Origin of the sequence: Streptomyces sp. NPDC086787, from assembly GCF_044745865.1 — a bacterium.
Taxonomy (GTDB): domain Bacteria; phylum Actinomycetota; class Actinomycetes; order Streptomycetales; family Streptomycetaceae; genus Streptomyces.
Window position 1 is genome coordinate 55,591 of the sequence record NZ_JBIVBC010000017.1, and the last position, 20,086, is coordinate 75,676.

Here is a 20,086-nt window from a genome sequence, read left to right on the forward strand (position 1 = left end):
TGACCGGGGTTTTTTCGTGTGCTCCGCGCTTCTGACATTTGTCATGCCGAGTGATGACACCGCGCACTGACCTCCCGCCCCGGCCACCGGGACGCTGAAGTCATGGACAACGACGAACACGAGAACGTGATCGAGGTCACCGACCTCCGGCGCGTCTACGGGGGCGGGTTCGAGGCGGTGCGTGGGATCAGCTTCTCCGTGGCCCGCGGCGAGATCTTCGCGCTGCTGGGCACCAACGGCGCCGGCAAGACATCGACGGTCGAGCTCCTGGAGGGGCTCGCGGCCCCGGCCGGCGGCCGGGTGCGGGTCCTCGGCCACGACCCGTACCGGGAGCGGGCCGCCGTACGGCCGCGCACCGGAGTGATGCTCCAGGAGGGCGGCTTCCCCTCGGAGCTGACCGTGACCGAGACCGCCCGGATGTGGGCGGGATGCACCAGCGGAGCCCTGCCCGAGAGCGAGGTGCTGGCCCGGGTCGGGCTCACCGGCAGGGCAGATGTCCGCGTCAAGCAGCTGTCCGGGGGCGAGCGGCGGCGGCTGGACCTCGCGCTCGCGCTGCTCGGCGAGCCCGAGGTGCTGTTCCTGGACGAGCCGACGACCGGACTCGACGCCGAAGGCCGCCGGGAGACCTGGCAGTTGGTACGGACGCTGCGCGACACCGGCACCACCGTGCTGCTCACCACGCACTACCTGGAGGAGGCCGAGAACCTCGCCGACCGGCTCGCGATCCTGCACCAGGGACGCGTCGCCGCCCACGGGACCCCCGCCGAGGTGACCGCGGGACGGCCCTCCCGCATCTCCTTCGAGCTGCCCCATGGCCACTTCCTCGGCGATCTGCCGCCGCTCGCGGAACTCGGGGTGTGCGGACACGAGGTGGCGGGCCGGACCGTACGGCTGCGCACCCGGGAACTCCAGCGGACGGCCACCGGGCTGCTGGTGTGGGCGGAGCGGACCGGGGTCGAACTGCGCGGCCTCGATGTGCGGTCGGCCACACTGGAGGAGGCGTTCCTCGGGATCGCCCGGGAGCAGGAGCTCGCGGCAGGAGCCACCGCATGAGCGCCGCGACCCGGATGCGCGCGCTCGCCCGCGCCGAACTCACCCTGCTCGGCCGCAACCGCGGCGCGGTCGTCACCGCGCTGCTCGTGCCGCTCTCGCTGCCCTTCAGCGTCCGGCCCGCGCTCGACCAGCTGGACCTCAGGGCCGAGGGACTGACCGTCGGCGCGGCCATGCTGACCGCCGCGATCGGCTTCGCCTTCCTCTTCACCGTCTACACCTCCCTGGTGAGCGCCTTCGTGACCCGCCGCGAGGAACTCGTCCTCAAGCGGCTGCGCACCGGCGAACTCGGCGACCTGGAGATCCTCGTCGGCACCGGCCTGCCCGCCGTGTGCGTCGGGCTCGCCCAGGCGCTGGTCCTCTCCGTTGGCTGCGCGGTGCTCCTGGACACGGGGACGCCCAAGGCGCCGTATCTGACCGTGCTCGGACTGCTGACCGGCCTGGTGCTGTGCGCCGCGCTCGCCGCGCTCACCTCGGCCGTCACCAGGACCACGGAGAGCGCGCAGATCACCGCGCTGCCCCTGGTTCTCCTGTCGATGATCGGCTCGGGCATCGCGATCCCGGCCCAGGTGCTGCCCGACCGGATCGCCCGCATCTGCGAACTGCTCCCGCTCTCCCCCGCGGTCCGGCTGGTCGCCGCCGGCTGGACCGGCCGGCTGAGCGGATACGAGACGCTGGGCACCGTGGCCGGCGCGCTGGCCTGGACCGCCCTGGCGGTGTTTGCTGTACGGCGGTGGTTCCGGTGGGAACCCCGGCGCTGAGTACGGGGGAGCACATGGTGGGGCGGATACGGCGGTGGCACCAGTCCCACTGGCGGGAGCGCAGCAAGGCGGAGCGCGTCGAACTGCAGAGCCTGCTCACCTGGCACTCCACCATCTGGGTGATGCCGCTCGGCTGGCTGATGCTGCCGCTGGTCGGCGTGCTGGAACGGCGGCCCGTTCCGCTGGCGCTCGGCGGGCTGCTGGTGGCCCTGGCCCTGCTGCAGTGCGCGTCCGCGAGCCGGCTCGTGCGGCCCGCGCTCGACCACTACCTGGAGCGCGCCGAGGTGCCGGCGCGCTCCCAGCGCGGCCCCGCCGTCCTGCTCGGCCTGGCACTCTGCGTCGTCGTGGCACTCGCCGCCATCGACGGGACCGATCCGTTCTCGGTCCGGCTGGCCGTCGCGGCGGTGCTCGTGCCGTTCGGGATCCCGTACGCGTTCACCGTGCCCGTCGGGGTGTTCCTGCGCCGGTCCGCGGTCCTCACGGCGGTGATCGCGGCCGCCTTCTGGACCGTGCGCCCGGAGGGTCTCGGCATCGTCGCCACGACGGTGCTCTGCGGCTTCGCCGTCGGCTTCGCCCTGACGGCCGCACGCTGCGGTGCCTGGACCCTGTCCGTGCTCTGGGAGGCGGAACGCGCCCGTGAGATCGAGGCCCGGCTCGCCGTCGCCGAGGAACGGCTGCGGTTCGGGCGGGATCTGCACGACGTCCTCGGCCGGAACCTGTCCGTGATAGCTCTCAAGAGCGAGCTGGCCGTCCAACTGGCCCGGCGTGGGCGGCCGGAGGCCGTGGAGCAGATGATCGAGGTGCAGCGCATCGCCCGGGAGTCGCAGCGGGAGGTGCGGGAAGTGGTACGGGGCTACCGGGAAGCGGACCTCGGGGCCGAACTCGCCGGTGCGCGAGGGGTGTTGACGGCGGCCGGGATCGACTGCGAGATCACCGGCGGTGCCGACGGGCTGCCCGGCGGCGTCCAGTCCGCGCTGGGCTGGGTGGTGCGGGAAGCCACCACCAACGTGCTGAGGCACGGGGACGCCGGGCGGTGTGCCGTGAGTCTGCGGGTACTGGAGGGGCGTGTGGTGCTGACGGTGGAGAACGACGGCGCGTCCGGAACACCGGACGGGGGCGGGGGTTCCGGGCTCGCGGGGCTGCGGGAACGGCTGGCCGCGGTGGACGGCACGCTCGCGGCGGGGACCGTCGGGGAGGACCGGTTCCGGCTGGTGGCGGAGGTCCCCGTGCCGGGCGGGAAGACAGTCACGGGAGTCGTGTCATGAGTTCCCGGCTACGGGTGCTGCTCGCCGACGACGAACATCTGATCCGCGGCGCGCTGGCCGCGCTGCTCGCCCTGGAGGACGACCTCGTCGTGGTCGCCGAGGCCGCGACCGGCCCGGAGGCACTCGCCATGGCGCGGGCCCACACACCCGACGTGGCCGTACTGGACCTTCAGATGCCGGGCGCGGACGGTGTGAAGGTCGCCACATCACTGCGGGCCGAACTGCCCGGCTGCCGGGTGCTGATCGTCACCGGCCACGGGCGGCCCGGCCATCTGAAGCGGGCCCTTGCGGCGGGTGTGCGCGGGTTCGTCCCGAAGACCGTGAGCGCGCAGCGGCTCGCGGAGATCATCCGTACCGTGCACGCCGGAAACCGGTACGTCGACCCCGAGTTGGCCGCGGACGCGATCTCCGCCGGGGACTCACCGCTGACCGCGCGGGAGGCCGAGGTACTGGAGCTGGCCGCCGACGGGGCGCCGGTCGCGGAGATCGCCGAGCGGGCCGCGCTGTCCCCGGGGACCGTGCGCAACTACCTCTCGTCGGCGGTGACGAAACTCGGCGCGGACAACCGGCATGCGGCAGTGCGTCTCGCCCGGGAGCGAGGTTGGGTATAGTTGCTCTCGCGCCACGGCGCATGCGGACGTAGCTCAGTTGGTAGAGCGCAACCTTGCCAAGGTTGAGGTCGCGAGTTCGAGCCTCGTCGTCCGCTCCGAAGAAAGGCCCCCGGCTTCCGCCGGGGGCCTTTCGCGTCGCTCAGCGGCTCACGCCCAGGCGAGTCCCGTCAGTCGCTCGTACGCCTCGATGTACTTGGCGCGGGTCGCCTCCACCACGTGCGGCGGCAGCGGAGGCGGGGGCTGCTCGCTCGTGCGGTCCCAGCCGGACTCGGCCGAGGTCAGCCAGTCGCGGACGAACTGCTTGTCGTACGACGGCTGCGCGCGGCCCGGCTGCCACTGGTCCGCCGGCCAGAACCGGGAGGAGTCCGGGGTGAGCACCTCGTCGGCGAGGACGAGGTCGTCCCCGGCGAAGCCGAACTCGAACTTGGTGTCGGCGAGGATGATTCCCCGCTCGCGGGCGACGTCCCGGGCGCGGTGGTAGACGGCGAGGGTGGTCTGGCGCAGCTGCGCGGCGACGTCGGCGCCGACCTGCCGGGCGACCTCCTCGTACGCCACGTTCTCGTCGTGCTCGCCCACCTCCGCCTTGGTGGCCGGGGTGAAGATCGGCGCGGGCAGCTCGGAGCCGTCCACGAGTCCTTCGGGCAGGGCGAGACCGCAGACGGTACGGGAGTTCTCGTACTCGGCGAGCCCCGAGCCGGTGAGGTAGCCACGGGCAACGCACTCGACCGGCACCATCCTCAGCGACCGGCAGACCAGCGCGCGGCCGGCCCAGTCGGCGGGGGCGCCCTCGGGCAGCTCGGCGCTGATGACGTGGTTGGGGACCAGGTCCGCGAGCTGGTCGAACCACCACAGGGAGAGCTGTGTGAGGACGCGGCCCTTGTCGGGGATCTCGGTCGGCAGCACCCAGTCGTAGGCGGAGATGCGGTCGCTGGCGACCATCACGAGGTCGCCCGCGTCGTTCCGGTACAGCTCGCGCACCTTGCCGGTGTGCAGGTGGACCAGACCCGGAACCTGGACTGGCTCGGGCTTTTCTACGAATCCGGACACGGTTCCTCCCCGTGGTTCTGTCCAACTGGCTCGATTGTCCCGCACGGGGTGGCGGCCGATGGACAGCGGGTCGGTCAGTGGGCCGGCCGGAAGCCCGGTCAGTGGGTCGGTCGTGGTCAGTCGTGCTTGCAGATGCGGTCCAGGAGGTTCGCGGTGGCCCGCTGGACACGGGGGTCCACATGGCCGGGGCGGTCCAGGGCCGGGGACCAGGCGAAGGTGCCGGAGGCGAAGACCAGGGCGCCGGACGGGAAGCGGTACAGGGAGGTCTCCTGGTGGCGCGGGGCGCCGTCGCTGTCGGTGTAGGGGGAGTGGGCGAGCAGGATGCGCTCCTCGTGCTCGGGCAGGGCGGTGCGCGGGAAGTAGCGGTCGGCCTCGCCCGCCACCAGGCCGGGTAGTTCGTCGCCGTCGCCCGCGCCGGTCGCCTCCCACAGCCAGTGGCCGGCGTTGCGCACGATGAGCGGGTGGGGTTCGGGCACACGGCCCGCGTACTGGATGCCGATCAGCTGCTGTTCCGGGCGGTCGATCTCGCGCCACAGCACCGGCCTGCCGGGACCCCTGCGCTTGCGGCAGGTGAGCAGCCGGTCGGGCACGCCGGACGCGGAGGGGCCCAGCTCCACCTGCCAGTACATGGTGTTCGCCGAGAGGAAGACGAGCGAGGTGCCGCTCTCGCGGGCGATCTCCACCGTGCGGCGCATCTGCGCCGACCAGTACTCGTCGTGGCCGGGGAAGACCAGGCCCCGGTAGCGGGTGGGGTCGACCCGGCCCGCGTGCAGGTCGCGGGCGTCGGCGTAGGCGAGGTCGTAGCCGTAGCGTTCCGCCCAGCGGATGAAGTCGTAGGCGTGCCCGACGTGCAGGGGCAGACCCGCGCCCGCGAAGGGACGGTCGAAGGAGACCGTGGTCGCGGCGTCGGCCTCGCCGAGCAGCCGGCCCCCGTCGTCCCAGGCGTGGTAGAGGCTGGCGCCGGTGCGGCCGTCCTCCGGGTAGAGGTTGTAGGCCTGCCAGGTGACGTCGGGCAGCAGCAGGAGCAGGTCGGCGGGGTGGCTGTCGCGGACCGTGAACGGCACGTGGGAGCGGTAGCCGTCGGCGGTGGTCAGAACGGCCACATAGGCGCCGATGCTCCAGTAGGACGGGACCTGGAGCCGCCAGGACAGCCACCAGTGGTGGCAGGACACCGTGCGGTCGGCGGCCAGCGGCGCGGGCTGCACGATGCCGGACAGCCGGGGGCTGGTGGTGATCTTGGCGGCGCCGTCACCGCCGTAGTGGCCGATGCGGTAGACGTCCACGCTGAACTGCTGGGGCGGGTCGACCGTGATGTGGAAGTCGACGGCCTCGCCCGGCGAGACCGCGCCGGTGGAGGCGAAGCCCTTGATCTGACGGTGGACGTCGTCGGCCGAGCGGGGCCCGCCGCCCTGCCGGGGCGCCGGTACCCGCGGCACGCCCGAAGACGTCTGGCGCCCGTGCTGCTGGACGGCGTCCACATACCAGGGGACGACGTGGCCGCTGTCGTCGAAGTAGGTCTCGCTGCCGCGCAGCCAGGGGACCGGCCCCAGACCGAAGGGGTCCGTCACGGCGTGGGCGAGTGCCCCGGACTCCCATCGGCGGATCTGCTCGGATCCCATGGTCGCTCCCCTCCCTCGGGTCCCGCGGGCCCCCGTGATCCCTGTGGTGTTGTGCGGTGCGGCCGTCGTATGTCGTACGCCATTGCCATGTGCGGGATCGATCCCCAGCACATCACATGACGCACGCGCGCGGTCACTACTCGTTGCGAATTGACCTTAATTGGAAGGTGGCATTCCGCTACGGCGGCGAGTCCGGCCGGTCATACCAGCCGTACCGGCTTCTCGGGTCGTATCCCCGACTCGATCAGCCAGGCCCGCAGCGGGTCCGGGTCGCCCTCCTCGGTCAGGCTCAGCACACGGGAGGTCAGATCGCCGGCGCGCTCGCCGTTGATGAGGAGGGACGGTCCGTCGAGCCAGTCGAGACCGGGCAGCGCGCCCGCCGTGTCCATCGCGGCGCAGCACACCATCGCCGTGACGTGGTCGGCGAGCAGCTCACGGGCGGTGCGCGGGGGCTGGAGGGGGAAGAGGGGCAGGGCTCCGTCGTCCCAGAGCACCACGTCGGGGCCCTGGCCGTGACCGTGCGTGTGCCCGTGGCCGTGCCCGGAGACCTGGCCGGGCTGCTCGGTCCGCGGCTCCGCGCTGGCGGCGGCCTCCTCACGGGCCAGCTCGGCGCTGAGCCGTGCGGCGAGCGCCGCACCACGCCGGGTACCGGGGTCGCCGCCCGGCTCGTCGTCGTGGGCCACGGCGTCGTCCCCGGCCGGAGCGTCGTCGTACGCCGAGGTGTCGTCCCCGGCCAGGGCGTCGTCGTTTGCCGGGGCGTCGTCGTGGGTGGCGTCGTGGACCGAGGCATCGGTACGGGACGAGGCATCGGCGCGGGCCGATACGTCGTCGCAGGTCGGGGCAGCGCCGTGAGCCGGGGCGTCGGCGTTTGCCGGGGCGCCGTCGCGCGCCGGGGCGGACGTCAGATGGTCCAGTACGCGGGAGAGGGTGGGGCCGGCGGCGTTCGGGGTGGCCGCGCCGTCGGCGGCGCGGACGCCGAGCGCGTCCAGGACCCGGTGCAGACGGGCCGCGTCGGTGCGCCACTTGCGGTCCACGACCTCGTCCGGATACTCGTGCCAGTTCACCGGCGCCCAGTCCGGGCCGGGCCCGGCGGGCCCGCCGTGGAAGAGGCGGGCGGCGAGCAGCGAGGCGGCCTCGTCCACCAGGCCGGGTTCCTCCAGCAGATCGCACGCGGGCCGCTCGCCCAGTCGGGAGGCGAAACCCTCGGCCAGCCGGTCGCGCCGGGACAGCTCGGTGAGCGCCGCGACGACACCCGCGTCCAGCCGGCAGGGCCAGCGGCCCATCCGCCAGGCGGGCAGCGCCACCCGGGTCAGCAGCCGGTCCCAGCCCGCGTAGGCCAGTCCCACCTGTTCCTGGGCGACGATCCGCAGCCCGTAGTCCACGGCCTGGGCTCGCTCGGCGGCCGCGGCGGCCACCCCGCGCTCCATCTCGGCCGCGTGCTCCCGGCAGCCGCGCAGCATGGCCCGCGGCACCCAGCGGATGGCCGCGAGCGCCGCGCGGGACACCGGGCCCCGGCCGGGGCCGGAGGTCACGGCCACCGCCGCGTCCAGCCCGCGTACGAAACGGCGGGCAGCGGCTATGTCCGGGTGCGCCGAGGGGCCGGTACCGGCGACGACCGGCGCGAGGACCGCGCGCAGCTCGCCGACCCGCATCCACCACAGGAACGGGGAGCCTATGACGAGGACGGGCGCGGCCGCCGTACGACGGTGCACACGGCGTCCCGGGTCCGCCAGCTCGTCGTGGTGCCGGGGCTGGGGCGGGCCGTGCGCGGGGTGGGTGCGGTCCTCCAGCCAGCTGTCGCAGTCCGGGGTGAGCGCTATGGCGGAGGGCGCGGGCACGTCGAGCCGGTCGGCGAGGTCTCGCACCATCCGGTAGAGGTCGGGGGCCGACTCCTCCGGGATCGGGACCGTCGGGCTCACGGCGGGACGGGCACGGGCGACGAGCAGCGCGATGCCCGCGGCCGCGAGCAGCACCAGCAGCGCGGTCACGGTCACGATCCAGCGGGCGAGGTCCCAGCCCCGCCCGACGAGATGGTCCGTGGCACCGCCGGCCAGCAGGATCACGGCGGCCGCCGCGGGCAGCACGGCGACGCCCAGCGCCCGGCCACGCACGCGCAGCACGGCGAGGGCCCGGGAACGCGCGGCGTGCGCACCCCTCTCCACACCGATTCCGGTCACGACCGGACGTCACCCCCTCCCTGTAGCCCTGGTGCTGTCCTGGCGTTGCTCACTCCCCCACTGTGGCACCCGGTACTGACATCGCAATGCCGGTGGGCCAAGTGCCGGAACGCTTGCGCCGCACCCTAGTTGGGGCCCAGGCCCCCGTCAGCCGGTTGGGCCATTGGTCACTCGATGGAATGGCCTTGGTCAGAGGTGGAGACAGGCAGCAACGATCGGGCCCCGGATTTCTGGTCGTGAACTCCGGGGCCTGAAGGTGGTGAAGAGGCGGGTGTTACGGGTGTTACTCGCCCGCCGCCTTCGCGGCGATGTCCGTACGGTGCTGGGCCCCGTCGAGACCGATACGGCCCACGGCCGCGTACGCCCGCTCACGGGCCTGGGTCAGGTCCTCGCCGGTCGCCGTGACGGACAGCACGCGGCCGCCCGCGCTGACGACGGCGTCGCCGTCGCGCCGGGTGCCCGCGTGCAGGACGTACGCGTGCGGGGCGTCCTCGGCGGCCACCCGGTCGAGTCCGCTGATCGGGTCGCCCGTGCGCGGGGTGCCGGGGTAGTTGTGCGAGGCGACGACCACCGTGACCGCCGCGTCGTCGCTCCAGCGCAGCGGCGGCAGGTCGTCCAGGGTGCCGTTCGCGGCGGCGAGCAGCAGGCCGGCCAGCGGGGTCCGCAGACGGGCCAGGACCACCTGGGTCTCCGGGTCGCCGAAACGGGCGTTGAACTCGATGACCCGCATGCCGCGGGAGGTGATCGCGAGGCCGGCGTAGAGCAGACCGGAGAACGGGGTGCCGCGGCGGCGCATCTCGTCGACCGTGGGCTGGAGAACGGTCTGCAGGACCTCGTCCACGAGCTTCGGGTCGGCCCAGGGCAGCGGGGAGTACGCGCCCATGCCGCCGGTGTTCGGGCCCTCGTCGCCGTCCAGGGCCCGCTTGAAGTCCTGGGCAGGCTGGAGCGGTACGACGGTGCGTCCGTCGGTGATCGCGAAAAGGGACACCTCGGGGCCGTCGAGGAACTCCTCGATGACCACGCGCTCGCAGGCGGCGGCATGCTCGGTGGCGGCGTCGGCGTCCTGCGTGACGACCACGCCCTTGCCCGCGGCCAGCCCGTCGTCCTTGACCACGTAGGGCGCGCCGAAGGCGTCGAGGGCGTGGGCCACCTCGTCGGCCGTCGTACAGACGTAGGAGCGGGCGGTGGGCACTCCGGCCGCCGCCATCACCTCCTTCGCGAAGGCCTTGGACCCCTCGATGCGCGCGGCCTCCCCGGAGGGGCCGAACACCGGGAAGCCCGCCTCGCGCAGGGCGTCGGCGACCCCGGCGACCAGGGGGGCCTCCGGGCCGACGACCACCAGCTCGGCTTCGAGCCTGGTGGCCAGCGCGGATACGGCCTTGCCGTCCAGGGCGTCGACCTGGTGCAGCTCGGCGACCTCGGCGATGCCGGCGTTGCCTGGGGCGCAGTGCAGCGCGGTGACGTCGGGGTCGAGGGACAGGGAGCGGCACAGGGCGTGTTCGCGGGCGCCGCTGCCGATGACGAGGACCTTCACGGGGTCAGCCTAACGGGCGGGCGGCGGGTCGCCTTGTGCGGGCCACCGAAGGGCGCCGGGCAGGACTGTTGTGGGTTCCTCCAAGGGAGGAGCCAGGTAGGTGGCGGGAGGGCTATTCGTTGGAGAACTCCTCCACGACCGTGGCTCCGAGTTCCCGCACGATGAGGTCGTGCCCGGAGAGGGCCGACTCGTTGAGGTCGGGGTCGTCGTCCTCCGGGATGTCGTCCTCGGGGGACACCGGGGGCGGCGGGGGCGGCTCGGAAGCCGCCGTCGGCCGATGTGCCGAGGTGGAGTCGGCCTGGGGTCGGGTCTGGGCCTGGGGCGTCGCGGGTGCGGCGGGGGCCGTCGGCCGGGAGGCGGCGGGGGCGGCCTGCGAAGCGCCGTGGCCGGGGCCGGCGGGACTGCCGTAACCGGACGGGCCGCCGCCGTATCCGGAGGGGCCGCCGGGCGTGGGTGGCGGGGGTGCGGAGCCGCCCGACGGGTCGACGATCGCCTCGACCTTCCACTGCACGTTGAACTGCTCGGCCAGCGCCTGCCGGAGCACGTCCTCGCTGCCGCTGCCCGCGAAGTTGTCGCGGGCGCCCGCGTTGACGAAGCCGAGCTGGAGTGTGGTCCCGTCGAAGCCCGTGACCTGGGCGTTCTGACTGAGCAGGATCCAGGTGAAGCGGCGCCGGTTCTTGACCGCCTCCAGGATGTTCGGCCAGAGCATGCGGGGGTCGAGACCGCCGGGGGCGGGGTCCGCCTGGGGGGCGGGGGATGCGGGGGTCGCGGCGGGCGCCGACTGCGGGGCCGGGGCACTGGCGGTGTGGGTAGGGGTGGGCGTGCCGCCCTGGCTCTCCGGCGGGCGGCCACCGCCCGCCGGGGCCGCCGTGGGCCACCCGCCGGGCCGCCGTCCGGCACCGGTAGGCGCGGCGGTGGGCCAGGCGCCGGGGGCGGGGGCGGCCGGAGTGGGCGCGGGGGGCGGGGCCTGCTCGACGGAAGCGGGCGCGGGCTCGGGAGCGGGAGCGGGAGCGGACTCGGAGGGAGCGGGTGTGGGCGCGGGTGCGGGTGCGGCGGCCGGGGCGGGCTCAGCCGCAGGTACGGCGGCGGGTACGGCAACGGGTGGTGCCGGCGCGGCCGCCGGGGGCGTCGTACCCCGTACCGCGGCCCGGGCCGCGGCGGGGCCGCCGCCCGCGTGGGCGTCGGGCCCGGGAACGTACCCGGCGGTGGGCAGGCCGGCGCCCGCGGAGAGGTTGACGCCGCGCTCCAGGCGGTCCAGGCGGGCCATCACGGACCGCTCGTCGCCGTAGGCCGCGGGCAGCAGGGCGCGCGCGCAGATGAGTTCCAGCTGGAGGCGGGGCGAGGTGGCGCCACGCATCTCCGTGAGCCCCTCGTTGACCAGGTCTGCGGCGCGGCTCAGCTCGGCCGCGCCGAAGACGCCGGCCTGGGCCTGCATGCGCTCGACGACGTCGACGGGAGCGTCGAGGAGCCCCTTTTCCACCGCGTCCGGGACGGCGGCGAGTATCACCAGGTCACGGAGCCGCTCCAGCAGGTCGGCGACGAAGCGGCGGGGGTCGTTGCCACTCTCGATCACGCGGTCAACGACCTCGAAGGCGGCGGCGCCGTCGCCTGTGGCGAACGCCTCGACGACGGAGTCGAGCAGGGACCCGTCGGTGTAGCCGAGCAGGGACGTCGCCATGGCGTACGTCACACCGTCCGTGGCGGCGCCGGCGAGGAGCTGGTCCATGACGGACATGGAGTCACGCACGGACCCCGCGCCCGCGCGCACCACCAGCGGCAGCACCCCGTCCGCGACGGGGATGTCCTCCTTCTTGCACACCTCGCCGAGGTACTCCCGCAGGGTGCCCGGGGGGACCAGCCGGAAGGGGTAGTGATGGGTCCGCGAGCGGATGGTCCCGATGACCTTCTCGGGCTCCGTGGTGGCGAAGATGAACTTCAGATGCTCCGGCGGCTCCTCGACGACCTTGAGCAGCGCGTTGAAGCCCGCCGACGTGACCATGTGGGCCTCGTCGATGATGTAGATCTTGTACCGGCTGCCCGCGGGCCCGAAGAAGGCCTTCTCGCGCAGCTCGCGGGCGTCGTCCACACCACCGTGCGAGGCGGCGTCGATCTCGATCACGTCGATGGAGCCGGGGCCGTTCCTGGCCAGGTCACGGCATGACTGGCACTCGCCGCACGGCGTGGGCGTCGGTCCCTGCTCGCAGTTCAGACAGCGGGCCAGGATGCGCGCGCTGGTCGTCTTGCCGCATCCGCGCGGGCCGCTGAACAGGTACGCGTGATTGACCCGGTTGTTGCGCAGCGCCTGCTGCAACGGGTCAGTGACATGCTCCTGCCCGATGACCTCGGCAAAGGTCTCCGGGCGATAGCGGCGGTACAACGCGAGAGACGACACGCATACGAGGTTATAGGCGCCCACCGACAACCGGCCCCGCCCAGGGCTCCCGCCCGGCAAACGCAAGCGCCCCCCACGCACCCGCCAGAGCCGACTTACCCTTGCTGCCTTCCGGCCCTGGGGGAGTTCAGTCAGATAGCGCCACGTGAGGGGCTGCGCACAGAGTACCCGATGACAGCCTGCGAGAACGAGTTCGCGAGCACTCCCCTCGGTCATGTAATGTTCCGAGCGGAGGATTCGCCTAGAGGCCTAGGGCGCACGCTTGGAAAGCGTGTTGGGGGCAACCCCTCACGAGTTCGAATCTCGTATCCTCCGCCAGTGCCTCACCGGGCACGATGTCGAAGGGCCCCACCGTTCGCGGTGGGGCCCTTCGTCGTTCGCAGTCTCATCTACAGTCTCAACGCGCTCCGGCAGAGCCCTTCGGACGGTCGTCGGCAGCGGGCTTGGCCACCTCCCAGATGAGACCGCCCACCCGCTGCGCCACGTCGGCCAGGATTCCTCCGGTCACGTGCTGGTAGCGGGCCGCCATCGCCGTAGATGACCAACCCATGATCTGCATGACTACCCGTTCCGGCACTCCGAGGATGAGCAGCACCGTGGCGGCTGTGTGCCGAGCGTCGTGCAGCCGGCCGTCGCGCACCTTCGCGTCAGTGAGTAACTGCTTCCACACGTCATAGTCGGTACTGGGCATCAACGGCTGCCCGAAGGGCGAGGTGAAGACGAACCCCGTCTCGTGCCACTCCTGAGCGGCCTGCGCCCGTTCGCGCTCTTGCTCCTGTCGGTGCAGTTCCAGGAGCCGAGCCAGTTCGTCAGGCACGCCGATCACCCGGCGACCAGCGCGCGACTTCGTGTTCGCCGTGTCCTCGTTCTTCCTGATCCGCTGCTTGCAGTAGCCGGGCTTCCGCCCACACTCGCCACCGCAGCCGTGCAGGTATTTCGGACGAAGACGGTTCTTCCGCACCCGCAGGATGCCCGCCTTCAGGTCCACGTCCGACCAGCGCAGGCCGAGCGCTTCCCCCTGCCTGAGCCCCAGGGCGAGTGCGATGGACCAGCGGACGCTGTTCCGGAGTTTGGCCGCTTCGGAGAGGAGACGCTGAACCTCCTCGATGTCGTACGGCTCGACTTCTTCGTCCTCGATCCGGGGCGGGACAGCGAGCATGGCGACGTTCCGGGTGACGTGTCCGCGCCGCATGGCGTGGTTGAGTGCCGTGCGGACGGTGCGGTGGACCTGGTGGGCGGTGGCGGGCTTGCTGCCGTTGGCCTGCATCTTCGTGTAGAAGCGCTCCAGGTGTTCCGGCTCCAGCTTGTCCAGGCGGTGCGCGCCGACCCCGGGAACCAGGTGAACCCTGACGGCCACCTCGTAACCGGCGTAGGTGTTCTCTCGCACCGACGGCTTCGCGATCTCCTCAACCCAGTGCAACAGCCACGCCTTGACGGTCCAGGGACGCCCGGGCTTCCGGACCATCCCCGCGTCCCGTTGCTTCTCCAGGTCACGAACCTTCTTGATCACCTCCGCCTCGCTGATCTTGCTGGACACGTGGCGCCGGTCGGGTGTCCCGTCGTCCCGGACGCCGACAGTGACCCGACCGTGCCAGTAACCGTCCTTGCCGAAGTAGATGGACGACGCCCCATCAGGGCGTTTGGAGCGCTTTGCCATGGTTCTCCTTATGCGGCGATGCGCCGGAAACGGGTCTGCGTATTGGCGTCGAGGTAGGCGCTGATGGCCTTCACGGGGACACGACGGAGACGGCCGATGGGCACGGTCTCCACGGCCCCATCGCGGATGAGGGCGTACATCGTGGTGCGGCCGACGGAGAGGCGGCGGGCGGCCTCCTCGACCGTGAGCGCGAGGAGCGTGGGGTCGAACTCGGCTTCGGGGCCCGGTACGGGCTCCGCGCTGGTCGTCACGGATCAACCTCCTGGGCGGGATGGTCTGTGCTGTCCGAGGCTGGGATTTCTGCGTCATCGCGTCATCCGCGTCACCTGGGTCGTTGACCTGCGGATTTGGGTGACGCAAGGATTCGGGGTCTGCGTCACCGGTGACACAGCCACCTGTCATCGGGGTGACGCAGGTGACGCACGATGACGCAGGGTTCGGCCGTCTGCGTCACCACTGTTTCCGCAGTTCAAGGGCCGTCCGATGGGTCCTGGTGACGCGGGTGACGCAGATCTTCCCTTCTTAGGAAAAAAAAGGGGGGGTGGTGTCTGTGGTGGTGCGTGGCTCCTGAGAGCTGAAGAGCGGGCCGCTGCGCGGCGCGTCCCTTGCCGAGCGGCTGCGCCGCCGGAACAGCAAGAGGAGCACCCGGGCGGCCGTGCTCCTCTTGCTTGTCCGCCCGCGACGGGTCAGAACGCGGGCTGCTGCTCGCGTGGCGGAGTCGGGGCGGGCCGGGCCATCTCGATGTACCGGGCAGCCTTGTTGCGGCCCCAGTCCACCAGGACGCCCCGGGCGGCGAGGGTGGGCTGGAGGCGCTTGAGGCGGTCGGAGAGGACCTTCCCGGTGGTGGGCCAGCCCTTGGGCAGGGGGCGGCAATCCTCGCCGCTGTAGAGGGTAGTGAGGGCGTGCAGCCACTCGGCCGACGTCATCCGGACCTCTTCGACGGGGGTGAGCCCGTCGGCGTGCTTGAGGACGGTCTGGGCGAGCAGGTCACCTTCGATGACGTCGTCGTTCAGGTCGTCCAGGCTGGCCCGGTAGGCGTCCAGCGCTCCCAGGGCCATGACCTGGTCGAACTGGGCGCACAGGTGGGCGAAGTCGGCCATCCGAAGGTCAGTCGGGGTGACCGCCTCAGCGGCCCGTACCTGCACGGCCAGGTCCAGCAGGGATCCGAGGATGATTGGCAGCGCGGACTCGAAGTCTGCCCACAGCTCCGCCTCGGTGCGCCGCACCCGGGGTCGCTCCAGCCGGAGGGGGAGCAGCCGTTCGGCCAGGTCGGGGCGGATGACGCCGACGTCGATTCCGGTCAGGAGCAGGGGGCGGCGGTAGCGGGAGCGGTAGACGTCTCCGTCACTGAACAGCGCGCGCTTGATGGACTCGGCGCCGGTGACGATGCAGCACATGAGGTCGGACAGGTCCGGGGGCAGGTGGGAGAGGTTGTCCAGGGCGGTGACCCATCCGGCAGCCACGGCGGTGATCAGGTTTTCCTCGTCCTTGGGGGCGCGGCGCAGGTCGCCGGTCATTCCTTCGATGATCCGCACGAGCATCCGGCCGCCGGTGGACTTGCCCGCGCCCTGGGGGCCGGTGAGGAACGGGGCGGGGACGGGCGTGGTCGGCGCCAGGCAGCCGAGCAGCCATGCGATAGCCAGACACTCCGTGGCGGGGCCCGCGAAGTTGCACAGGCCCAAGAGCAGGTCGATTCCCTTGCCGTCGGTGTCCTTGGCGGGCATGGGGAGTTCGCCGGTGAGCTGGGTACGGCGCCAGCAGACCTCGCGCGGGTCGGGTACCCGCACGTCCCAACCGGTGGGGTGGATGCGTACGGACTGCCCGTCATCGCGCCCCAGGTCGAGCCAGGTCGCTCCGTCCAGGCCGGGGGCGACGCGGATGTGGGTGGGCTGGACGTCGCGGCTGAGCGCGAGTGCCTCGATCAAGTCGAGCGCCTCCTTCATGGCGGTGCCGTTGAACACGCCGTGCCCGTCGTTGAACAGGTCGACCATGAGTTCCTGGCGGTGGCTGCCGGTGGTGCCCTGGGAGCGGATGGGGCGGGCGACGGGGTGGCCGTTGCGCTGCGCGTACACGGTGCCCTCCGTCGTGCGGAAGTACCGGAAGTGGGACTGCGCGTAGTCCGTGATGACCTCCCGCGCCGGGTTCTTCTCGTCCTCGGACACGGCGCTCACATCCCCAGCGCTGCGCGGGCGTTGGCCCACGCCTCGGAGCAGTGCCGCCCCGACTCGCCCTTGGCCTGGGCGGCGGTGAACAGCCGGGTGATGTGGGTGTCGGTGAGGCAGCCGCACCGGCCGTGGCGGGACAGCACCGCGAGGAACGTCCGATAGACGGTGGCGTGGACCGCTTCGCGGGCGTCGGTGATGCGCTGTTCCGCCATGGCGATGCCACGCTCCAGGTAGGCAGGCGTGCGGTGCGGGCACTGCCCGTCCCCGCCCGGTGCAGGCATCGTGAAGGACGGCAGCGCCGACCGGACCGGGGAAGGCTTCCTCACGGCCAGCGCGCGCACGACATCCGGCAGCGCCGTGATGGTGCCGGTGCCGGGTCCGAGCCACCGGGCGTAGGCCATCGTGGACTTGAGGTCCACGCCGGGCCGTACGCGGTTCACGGAGCGCATGGCCCCCTGGTAGATCCAGTGCTCGCCCCGGGTGGTGGGCACGCTGCGGGTGGCGGGCAGGGTGCGGCGGGCCCACCCGACGGCGGCGGGGTTGTCGAGGTCGACCACGGTCAGGTCAGCGCCGCCGGGGTGGTAGCCGACGCAGGCGGCTCGCTCCCATGCTGCGAACCAGTGCCGGGAGGTGACGACGCTGGGGTCGGTGGTGGCGGCGGCCCAGGCGTGGCAGGGGGCCGGGCACTGGCAGGGGCCCGCGTGTTTCATGTTCGGCCTGCCACCACAGGCGTTGTCGGCGCAGGCCCGGCAGTTCCCGAAGGGCACCTTGCCCTCGCGCAGGGGGAGAACCGGGGTGCCGGCGGCCGCGAGGTGCAGGGCGGTGTGCAGGACGGGTACTCGCCGGATCAGGGTGGGTTGGGTCATGCTGGAGGTCTCCAGTTCCTTGATGGGTGACTGGCTGGACAGGGGCGGTCCCGGACTTTGGCGAGACGGGGGCCGCCCTTGGCGTAGCTAGCCGTGAAAGCGGTTGCGCTTGATCACGGCCTTGCGGATGTGGATGGTGGTCCCGCCGCCGGTGCGGCCCCGGGTGCTGAAGGCCTGCACGGCGATCCAGCCGCCGAAGATGACGGCGGCGAGGGTGATGAGCTGGGTGACGAGCGCGGTGAGTGCGGCGATGAACGTGGTAAGCAGGAGCAGCCCGCCGCAGACCGCGCCGAACCCGATGCCGCCCAGAGCGATGTTCACGGCCGTGCGGGACACGACCGGCTTGGCGGTGACCGCTTCGGGCTGCATGGGGGTGATGGCGTAACCGGTGACGATCCGGCCGTCTGGGAGGACGACGCTCGCGACCGTCGGCACGGCCGTCGGCTGGACGACGATGGGTGCGGACATCACCGGGGCGGCGGGGGCGAGTGGCGTGGGCTGGTGGACTTGCACGGCCCCGGTCGTGGGCGGCTGGTGGGCGGGGTTCGGGTGCATGCGGAATCCCTTCGGGTGCTCGGTCAGGGAGGCGGAGCCACCCCCTTGGGGGTGGGCTGTGGAGGGGGTTTCAGGGTGCTGGCCTGGAATGCCTCCCTGCCTCCCTGAGTGATCCTTTGTGCAGGTCAGGGCCAGGGAGGCGGGTCAGGGAGGGGGTTAGGGAGTTCTCCCTGCCTCCCTGACCGGTCGGGGGTCGGCTCCCTGTCATCCTTCGGCGGAAGCGGAACCGTCCGTGTCTCGGTGGGCGAGGGCTTCGGCGAGGCGGTCGCGTCCGACGACCATGCGGCCGTCGGACTTGTACGGCTCAGCGCCGGTGCCGTCCAGGACGCGCTTGAGGTCGATGAACGACCATGTGCCGTAGGCGTCCGGGGCGAGCACGGCGAGCCGCTTGAGGACGTCCTGGGTGAGCACGCGGGTGTCCGTGCCGACCACGGCCGCGACGTCCGCGAGCTGATTGCGCGGCTCCTGGTCGTGCGCGACGGCGTGCAGCGTGGTGACCCCGCCGCGCAGGGCCTTGGCGCGGTCGGTGATGGCCTTGGCCGCATCGTCATCGACGTAGTGCGTGCGCACGGTGATCGACGCCTGACCGGCCGGGATGGTGATGCCGTCGGAGGCGACGACCAGCGTTCCCCGGTCCAGGCCCGGGCGCAGCAGGTTCGGAGCCGCCCCACCGTCTACGGCCTTGTCTCCCAGGGCCATGCGTGCCTGGGATTCGGTCCCCAGGGCGAGGGAGGCACGCGTGTGGGCGCCCTCGCGGACCAGCTTGGGAAGGTTCTCGTTGGTCGGGTCCTGGGTGCCCTGCCACATCAGCACGTTCACGGCACGGCCCTGGTTGTGGATCTTCCGGACGGCCATGAAGTACCGGGAGTTGGCCTTCGCGCCGCCATAGGGGCGCTTCTCGTCGTCCTTGGCCGGGCACATGAACGCGACCTGCGCCTCGTCCACCAGCACGATCAGCGGGGGGAAGGTGGTGCCGGGGGGTGCCTGGATGCGGTGGTTCATCTCGTCCACCGCGCCCTCGACCATCTCGGTGACCTGGATGACGTGTTCGTCGGTCGGGCCCTCAATCAGGACGTCCGCGACGCCCTTGAACATGCGCCAGTCGCCGACGCCCTTGAGGTCGCCCATGAGGAACTGCACCGACTTGTCGAGCGACAGCCACAGGGCGAGGGAGCGCAGGGCTACGGTCTTGCCCTGGTTCGACAGGCCCGTGATGAGCAGGTGCCGTTGGAACAGGCTGATCTGTGCCGCGTCGCCGCGCAGGTCCTGGCCCCACGGGGCCTTCCCCTTGGTGTAGTCGGCGGTCATCGAGTCGTCGGTGACCAGCGGCGACGGGCCGATCGGCTCGTCCAGCGCCCCCGAGTCCGCGATCCACAGACGCACCGTGCGGGCTGCTTCAGGGATGGTGATGAACACCTCGTGCTCGTGCCGGGTCAGGTTCTCCGCGAGCTTGCGGCGGCGCTGCTGCACCTCGACCGTGGACACCCCCGACGGGAGGGTGACATCGACTTCGACGCCGCATCCGGCGATCCGGATCGGCCCGAGCATCGCCGCACCGGCGTCGCCCATCTCCTTGATGGCGTTGCGCAGGGCAGGCACACCGAGGTCACGCAGGGCCTTGACCACGATCGACGGGGTGATCGGCTCACCCTCGCTGGAGCGGGTGTTGGCCGGGAGCGCCCAGGCGGGGGCGGCCTGCTGCTTGCTGCCCACGGCCCACAGGGCGAGCAGGGCGAGGAACGGGCCGATCGTGAGGGCAGGGCCCCATACGACCTGCACGATCCGGATCAGCAGGGCGATGAAGTCGATGGTCGCCTTCAACGGGGTGATCACATCACCTGGCTGCTTGGTGTTGAGAGCCATCACGATGCCCAGGCCGACCAGCACGCCGACGCCCATACCGGTGCCGACGGCAACGCCCTTGGCGGCGTCCACCGGGGAGTGCAGCAGGTCCATGCGACGGCGGTGGCGGGCTTCACGGAAGCGCTGCAACCGCTCCTCCCACTCCTGGGCCAGCTCATGGTTCCCGGCGGCTTCGGCGGCGCGGATCATGCGTTCGTACCGGGATCCGGTACGGCCGTCCCAGGCGCGGCGGGACACGATCCGCGCCCCGTTGAACGTGTAGAGGGAATGGCGGACGACTGTGCGGCCGGTGGTCCGGGTGGCCTCGTGCGTGACGGCGCTCTTGACGGCACGGCCGGAGCGCACCCACAGGGGCACGGGCGCGGCCGGTGCCGGGTCGGGGACGACGGTCAGCGTGGTTACCGCGGGCGGGTCGGTGGGTTCGGCGGGGGTGGTGGCTTTGTGCAGGTGGACGACGTTGCCGCTCATGACGGCAGGCTCCTGACTGCCCCGGACCGGGGCGAAGCGAGAGGGAAGAGTGCGGC

The 20,086-nt window shown here is 72.2% G+C and carries 15 protein-coding genes, 2 tRNA genes and 1 other RNA gene; 6 read left to right on the top strand and 12 right to left on the bottom strand.

The genetic code is table 11. From position 1 onward, the window contains the following. The first annotated feature begins 102 nt into the window (after positions 1 to 102). The 5 genes from ACIPK3_RS29285 to ACIPK3_RS29305 all read left to right on the top strand — a co-directional run bounded on the left by ACIPK3_RS29285 (position 103) and on the right by ACIPK3_RS29305 (position 3,782). On the top strand, positions 103 to 1,053 hold the full coding sequence (locus tag ACIPK3_RS29285) for an ABC transporter ATP-binding protein (RefSeq protein WP_402574451.1): 951 nt from the start codon (positions 103 to 105) through the stop codon (positions 1,051 to 1,053). Beyond that, complete coding sequence (locus ACIPK3_RS29290) at positions 1,050 to 1,811, top strand: ABC transporter permease (RefSeq protein ID WP_402574453.1); 762 nt, start codon at positions 1,050 to 1,052, stop codon at positions 1,809 to 1,811. Before ACIPK3_RS29285 ends, ACIPK3_RS29290 begins: the two co-directional genes overlap by 4 nt. Before the next feature lie 14 nt (positions 1,812 to 1,825). Then, positions 1,826 to 3,076: a sensor histidine kinase gene (locus ACIPK3_RS29295; RefSeq protein ID WP_402574455.1), complete on the top strand. Its 1,251-nt coding sequence runs from the start codon at positions 1,826 to 1,828 to the stop codon at positions 3,074 to 3,076. Then, positions 3,073 to 3,687, top strand: coding sequence for a response regulator (locus tag ACIPK3_RS29300; protein WP_402574457.1), 615 nt, complete (start codon positions 3,073 to 3,075; stop codon positions 3,685 to 3,687). The genes ACIPK3_RS29295 and ACIPK3_RS29300 overlap by 4 nt, the downstream gene beginning before the upstream one ends. A 22-nt stretch (positions 3,688 to 3,709) precedes the next feature. Beyond that, positions 3,710 to 3,782, top strand: a tRNA-Gly gene (locus ACIPK3_RS29305). 52 nt (positions 3,783 to 3,834) lie between these two features. On the opposite strand, the gene ACIPK3_RS29310 is transcribed toward ACIPK3_RS29305, so the two are convergent. The 6 genes from ACIPK3_RS29310 to ffs all read right to left on the bottom strand — a co-directional run bounded on the left by ACIPK3_RS29310 (position 3,835) and on the right by ffs (position 12,614). Further along, positions 3,835 to 4,734, bottom strand: a complete 900-nt coding sequence (locus tag ACIPK3_RS29310) for a phosphoribosylaminoimidazolesuccinocarboxamide synthase (protein WP_402574459.1) — start codon at positions 4,732 to 4,734, stop codon at positions 3,835 to 3,837. Between the two features lie 116 nt (positions 4,735 to 4,850). After that, positions 4,851 to 6,353, bottom strand: a complete 1,503-nt coding sequence (locus ACIPK3_RS29315) for a N,N-dimethylformamidase beta subunit family domain-containing protein (RefSeq protein WP_402574461.1) — start codon at positions 6,351 to 6,353, stop codon at positions 4,851 to 4,853. 200 nt (positions 6,354 to 6,553) lie between these two features. Further along, on the bottom strand, positions 6,554 to 8,530 hold the full coding sequence (locus ACIPK3_RS29320) for a hypothetical protein (RefSeq protein WP_402574463.1): 1,977 nt from the start codon (positions 8,528 to 8,530) through the stop codon (positions 6,554 to 6,556). 283 nt (positions 8,531 to 8,813) lie between these two features. Further along, complete coding sequence (purD, locus tag ACIPK3_RS29325; protein ID WP_402574464.1) at positions 8,814 to 10,064, bottom strand: phosphoribosylamine--glycine ligase; 1,251 nt, start codon at positions 10,062 to 10,064, stop codon at positions 8,814 to 8,816. A 112-nt stretch (positions 10,065 to 10,176) separates the two neighbouring features. Then, positions 10,177 to 12,456, bottom strand: coding sequence for a DNA polymerase III subunit gamma and tau (locus ACIPK3_RS29330; protein ID WP_402574466.1), 2,280 nt, complete (start codon positions 12,454 to 12,456; stop codon positions 10,177 to 10,179). A gap of 59 nt (positions 12,457 to 12,515) precedes the next feature. Then, positions 12,516 to 12,614, bottom strand: an RNA gene (ffs, locus tag ACIPK3_RS29335) — signal recognition particle sRNA small type. A 72-nt stretch (positions 12,615 to 12,686) separates the two neighbouring features. On the opposite strand from ffs, the gene ACIPK3_RS29340 reads away from it, so the two are divergent. Then, positions 12,687 to 12,774: transfer RNA gene (locus ACIPK3_RS29340), tRNA-Ser, on the top strand. Between the two features lie 79 nt (positions 12,775 to 12,853). On the opposite strand, the gene ACIPK3_RS29345 is transcribed toward ACIPK3_RS29340, so the two are convergent. From ACIPK3_RS29345 to ACIPK3_RS29370, 6 genes are all read right to left on the bottom strand, one after another. Beyond that, on the bottom strand, positions 12,854 to 14,113 hold the full coding sequence (locus ACIPK3_RS29345; RefSeq protein ID WP_402574468.1) for a tyrosine-type recombinase/integrase: 1,260 nt from the start codon (positions 14,111 to 14,113) through the stop codon (positions 12,854 to 12,856). A gap of 8 nt (positions 14,114 to 14,121) precedes the next feature. Next, complete coding sequence (locus ACIPK3_RS29350; protein ID WP_402574470.1) at positions 14,122 to 14,364, bottom strand: helix-turn-helix domain-containing protein; 243 nt, start codon at positions 14,362 to 14,364, stop codon at positions 14,122 to 14,124. Between the two features lie 435 nt (positions 14,365 to 14,799). After that, complete coding sequence (locus ACIPK3_RS29355; RefSeq protein WP_402574472.1) at positions 14,800 to 16,275, bottom strand: ATP-binding protein; 1,476 nt, start codon at positions 16,273 to 16,275, stop codon at positions 14,800 to 14,802. 5 nt (positions 16,276 to 16,280) lie between these two features. Next, positions 16,281 to 17,144: a bifunctional DNA primase/polymerase gene (locus ACIPK3_RS29360; protein ID WP_402574474.1), complete on the bottom strand. Its 864-nt coding sequence runs from the start codon at positions 17,142 to 17,144 to the stop codon at positions 16,281 to 16,283. Positions 17,145 to 17,231: 87 nt separating this feature from the next. Beyond that, positions 17,232 to 17,699 (bottom strand): hypothetical protein, encoded by a 468-nt coding sequence (locus ACIPK3_RS29365; protein ID WP_402574475.1) that lies wholly within the window; start codon positions 17,697 to 17,699, stop codon positions 17,232 to 17,234. Positions 17,700 to 17,903: 204 nt separating this feature from the next. Then, positions 17,904 to 20,030 (bottom strand): FtsK/SpoIIIE domain-containing protein, encoded by a 2,127-nt coding sequence (locus tag ACIPK3_RS29370; RefSeq protein WP_402574477.1) that lies wholly within the window; start codon positions 20,028 to 20,030, stop codon positions 17,904 to 17,906. Positions 20,031 to 20,086: the final 56 nt, after the last annotated feature.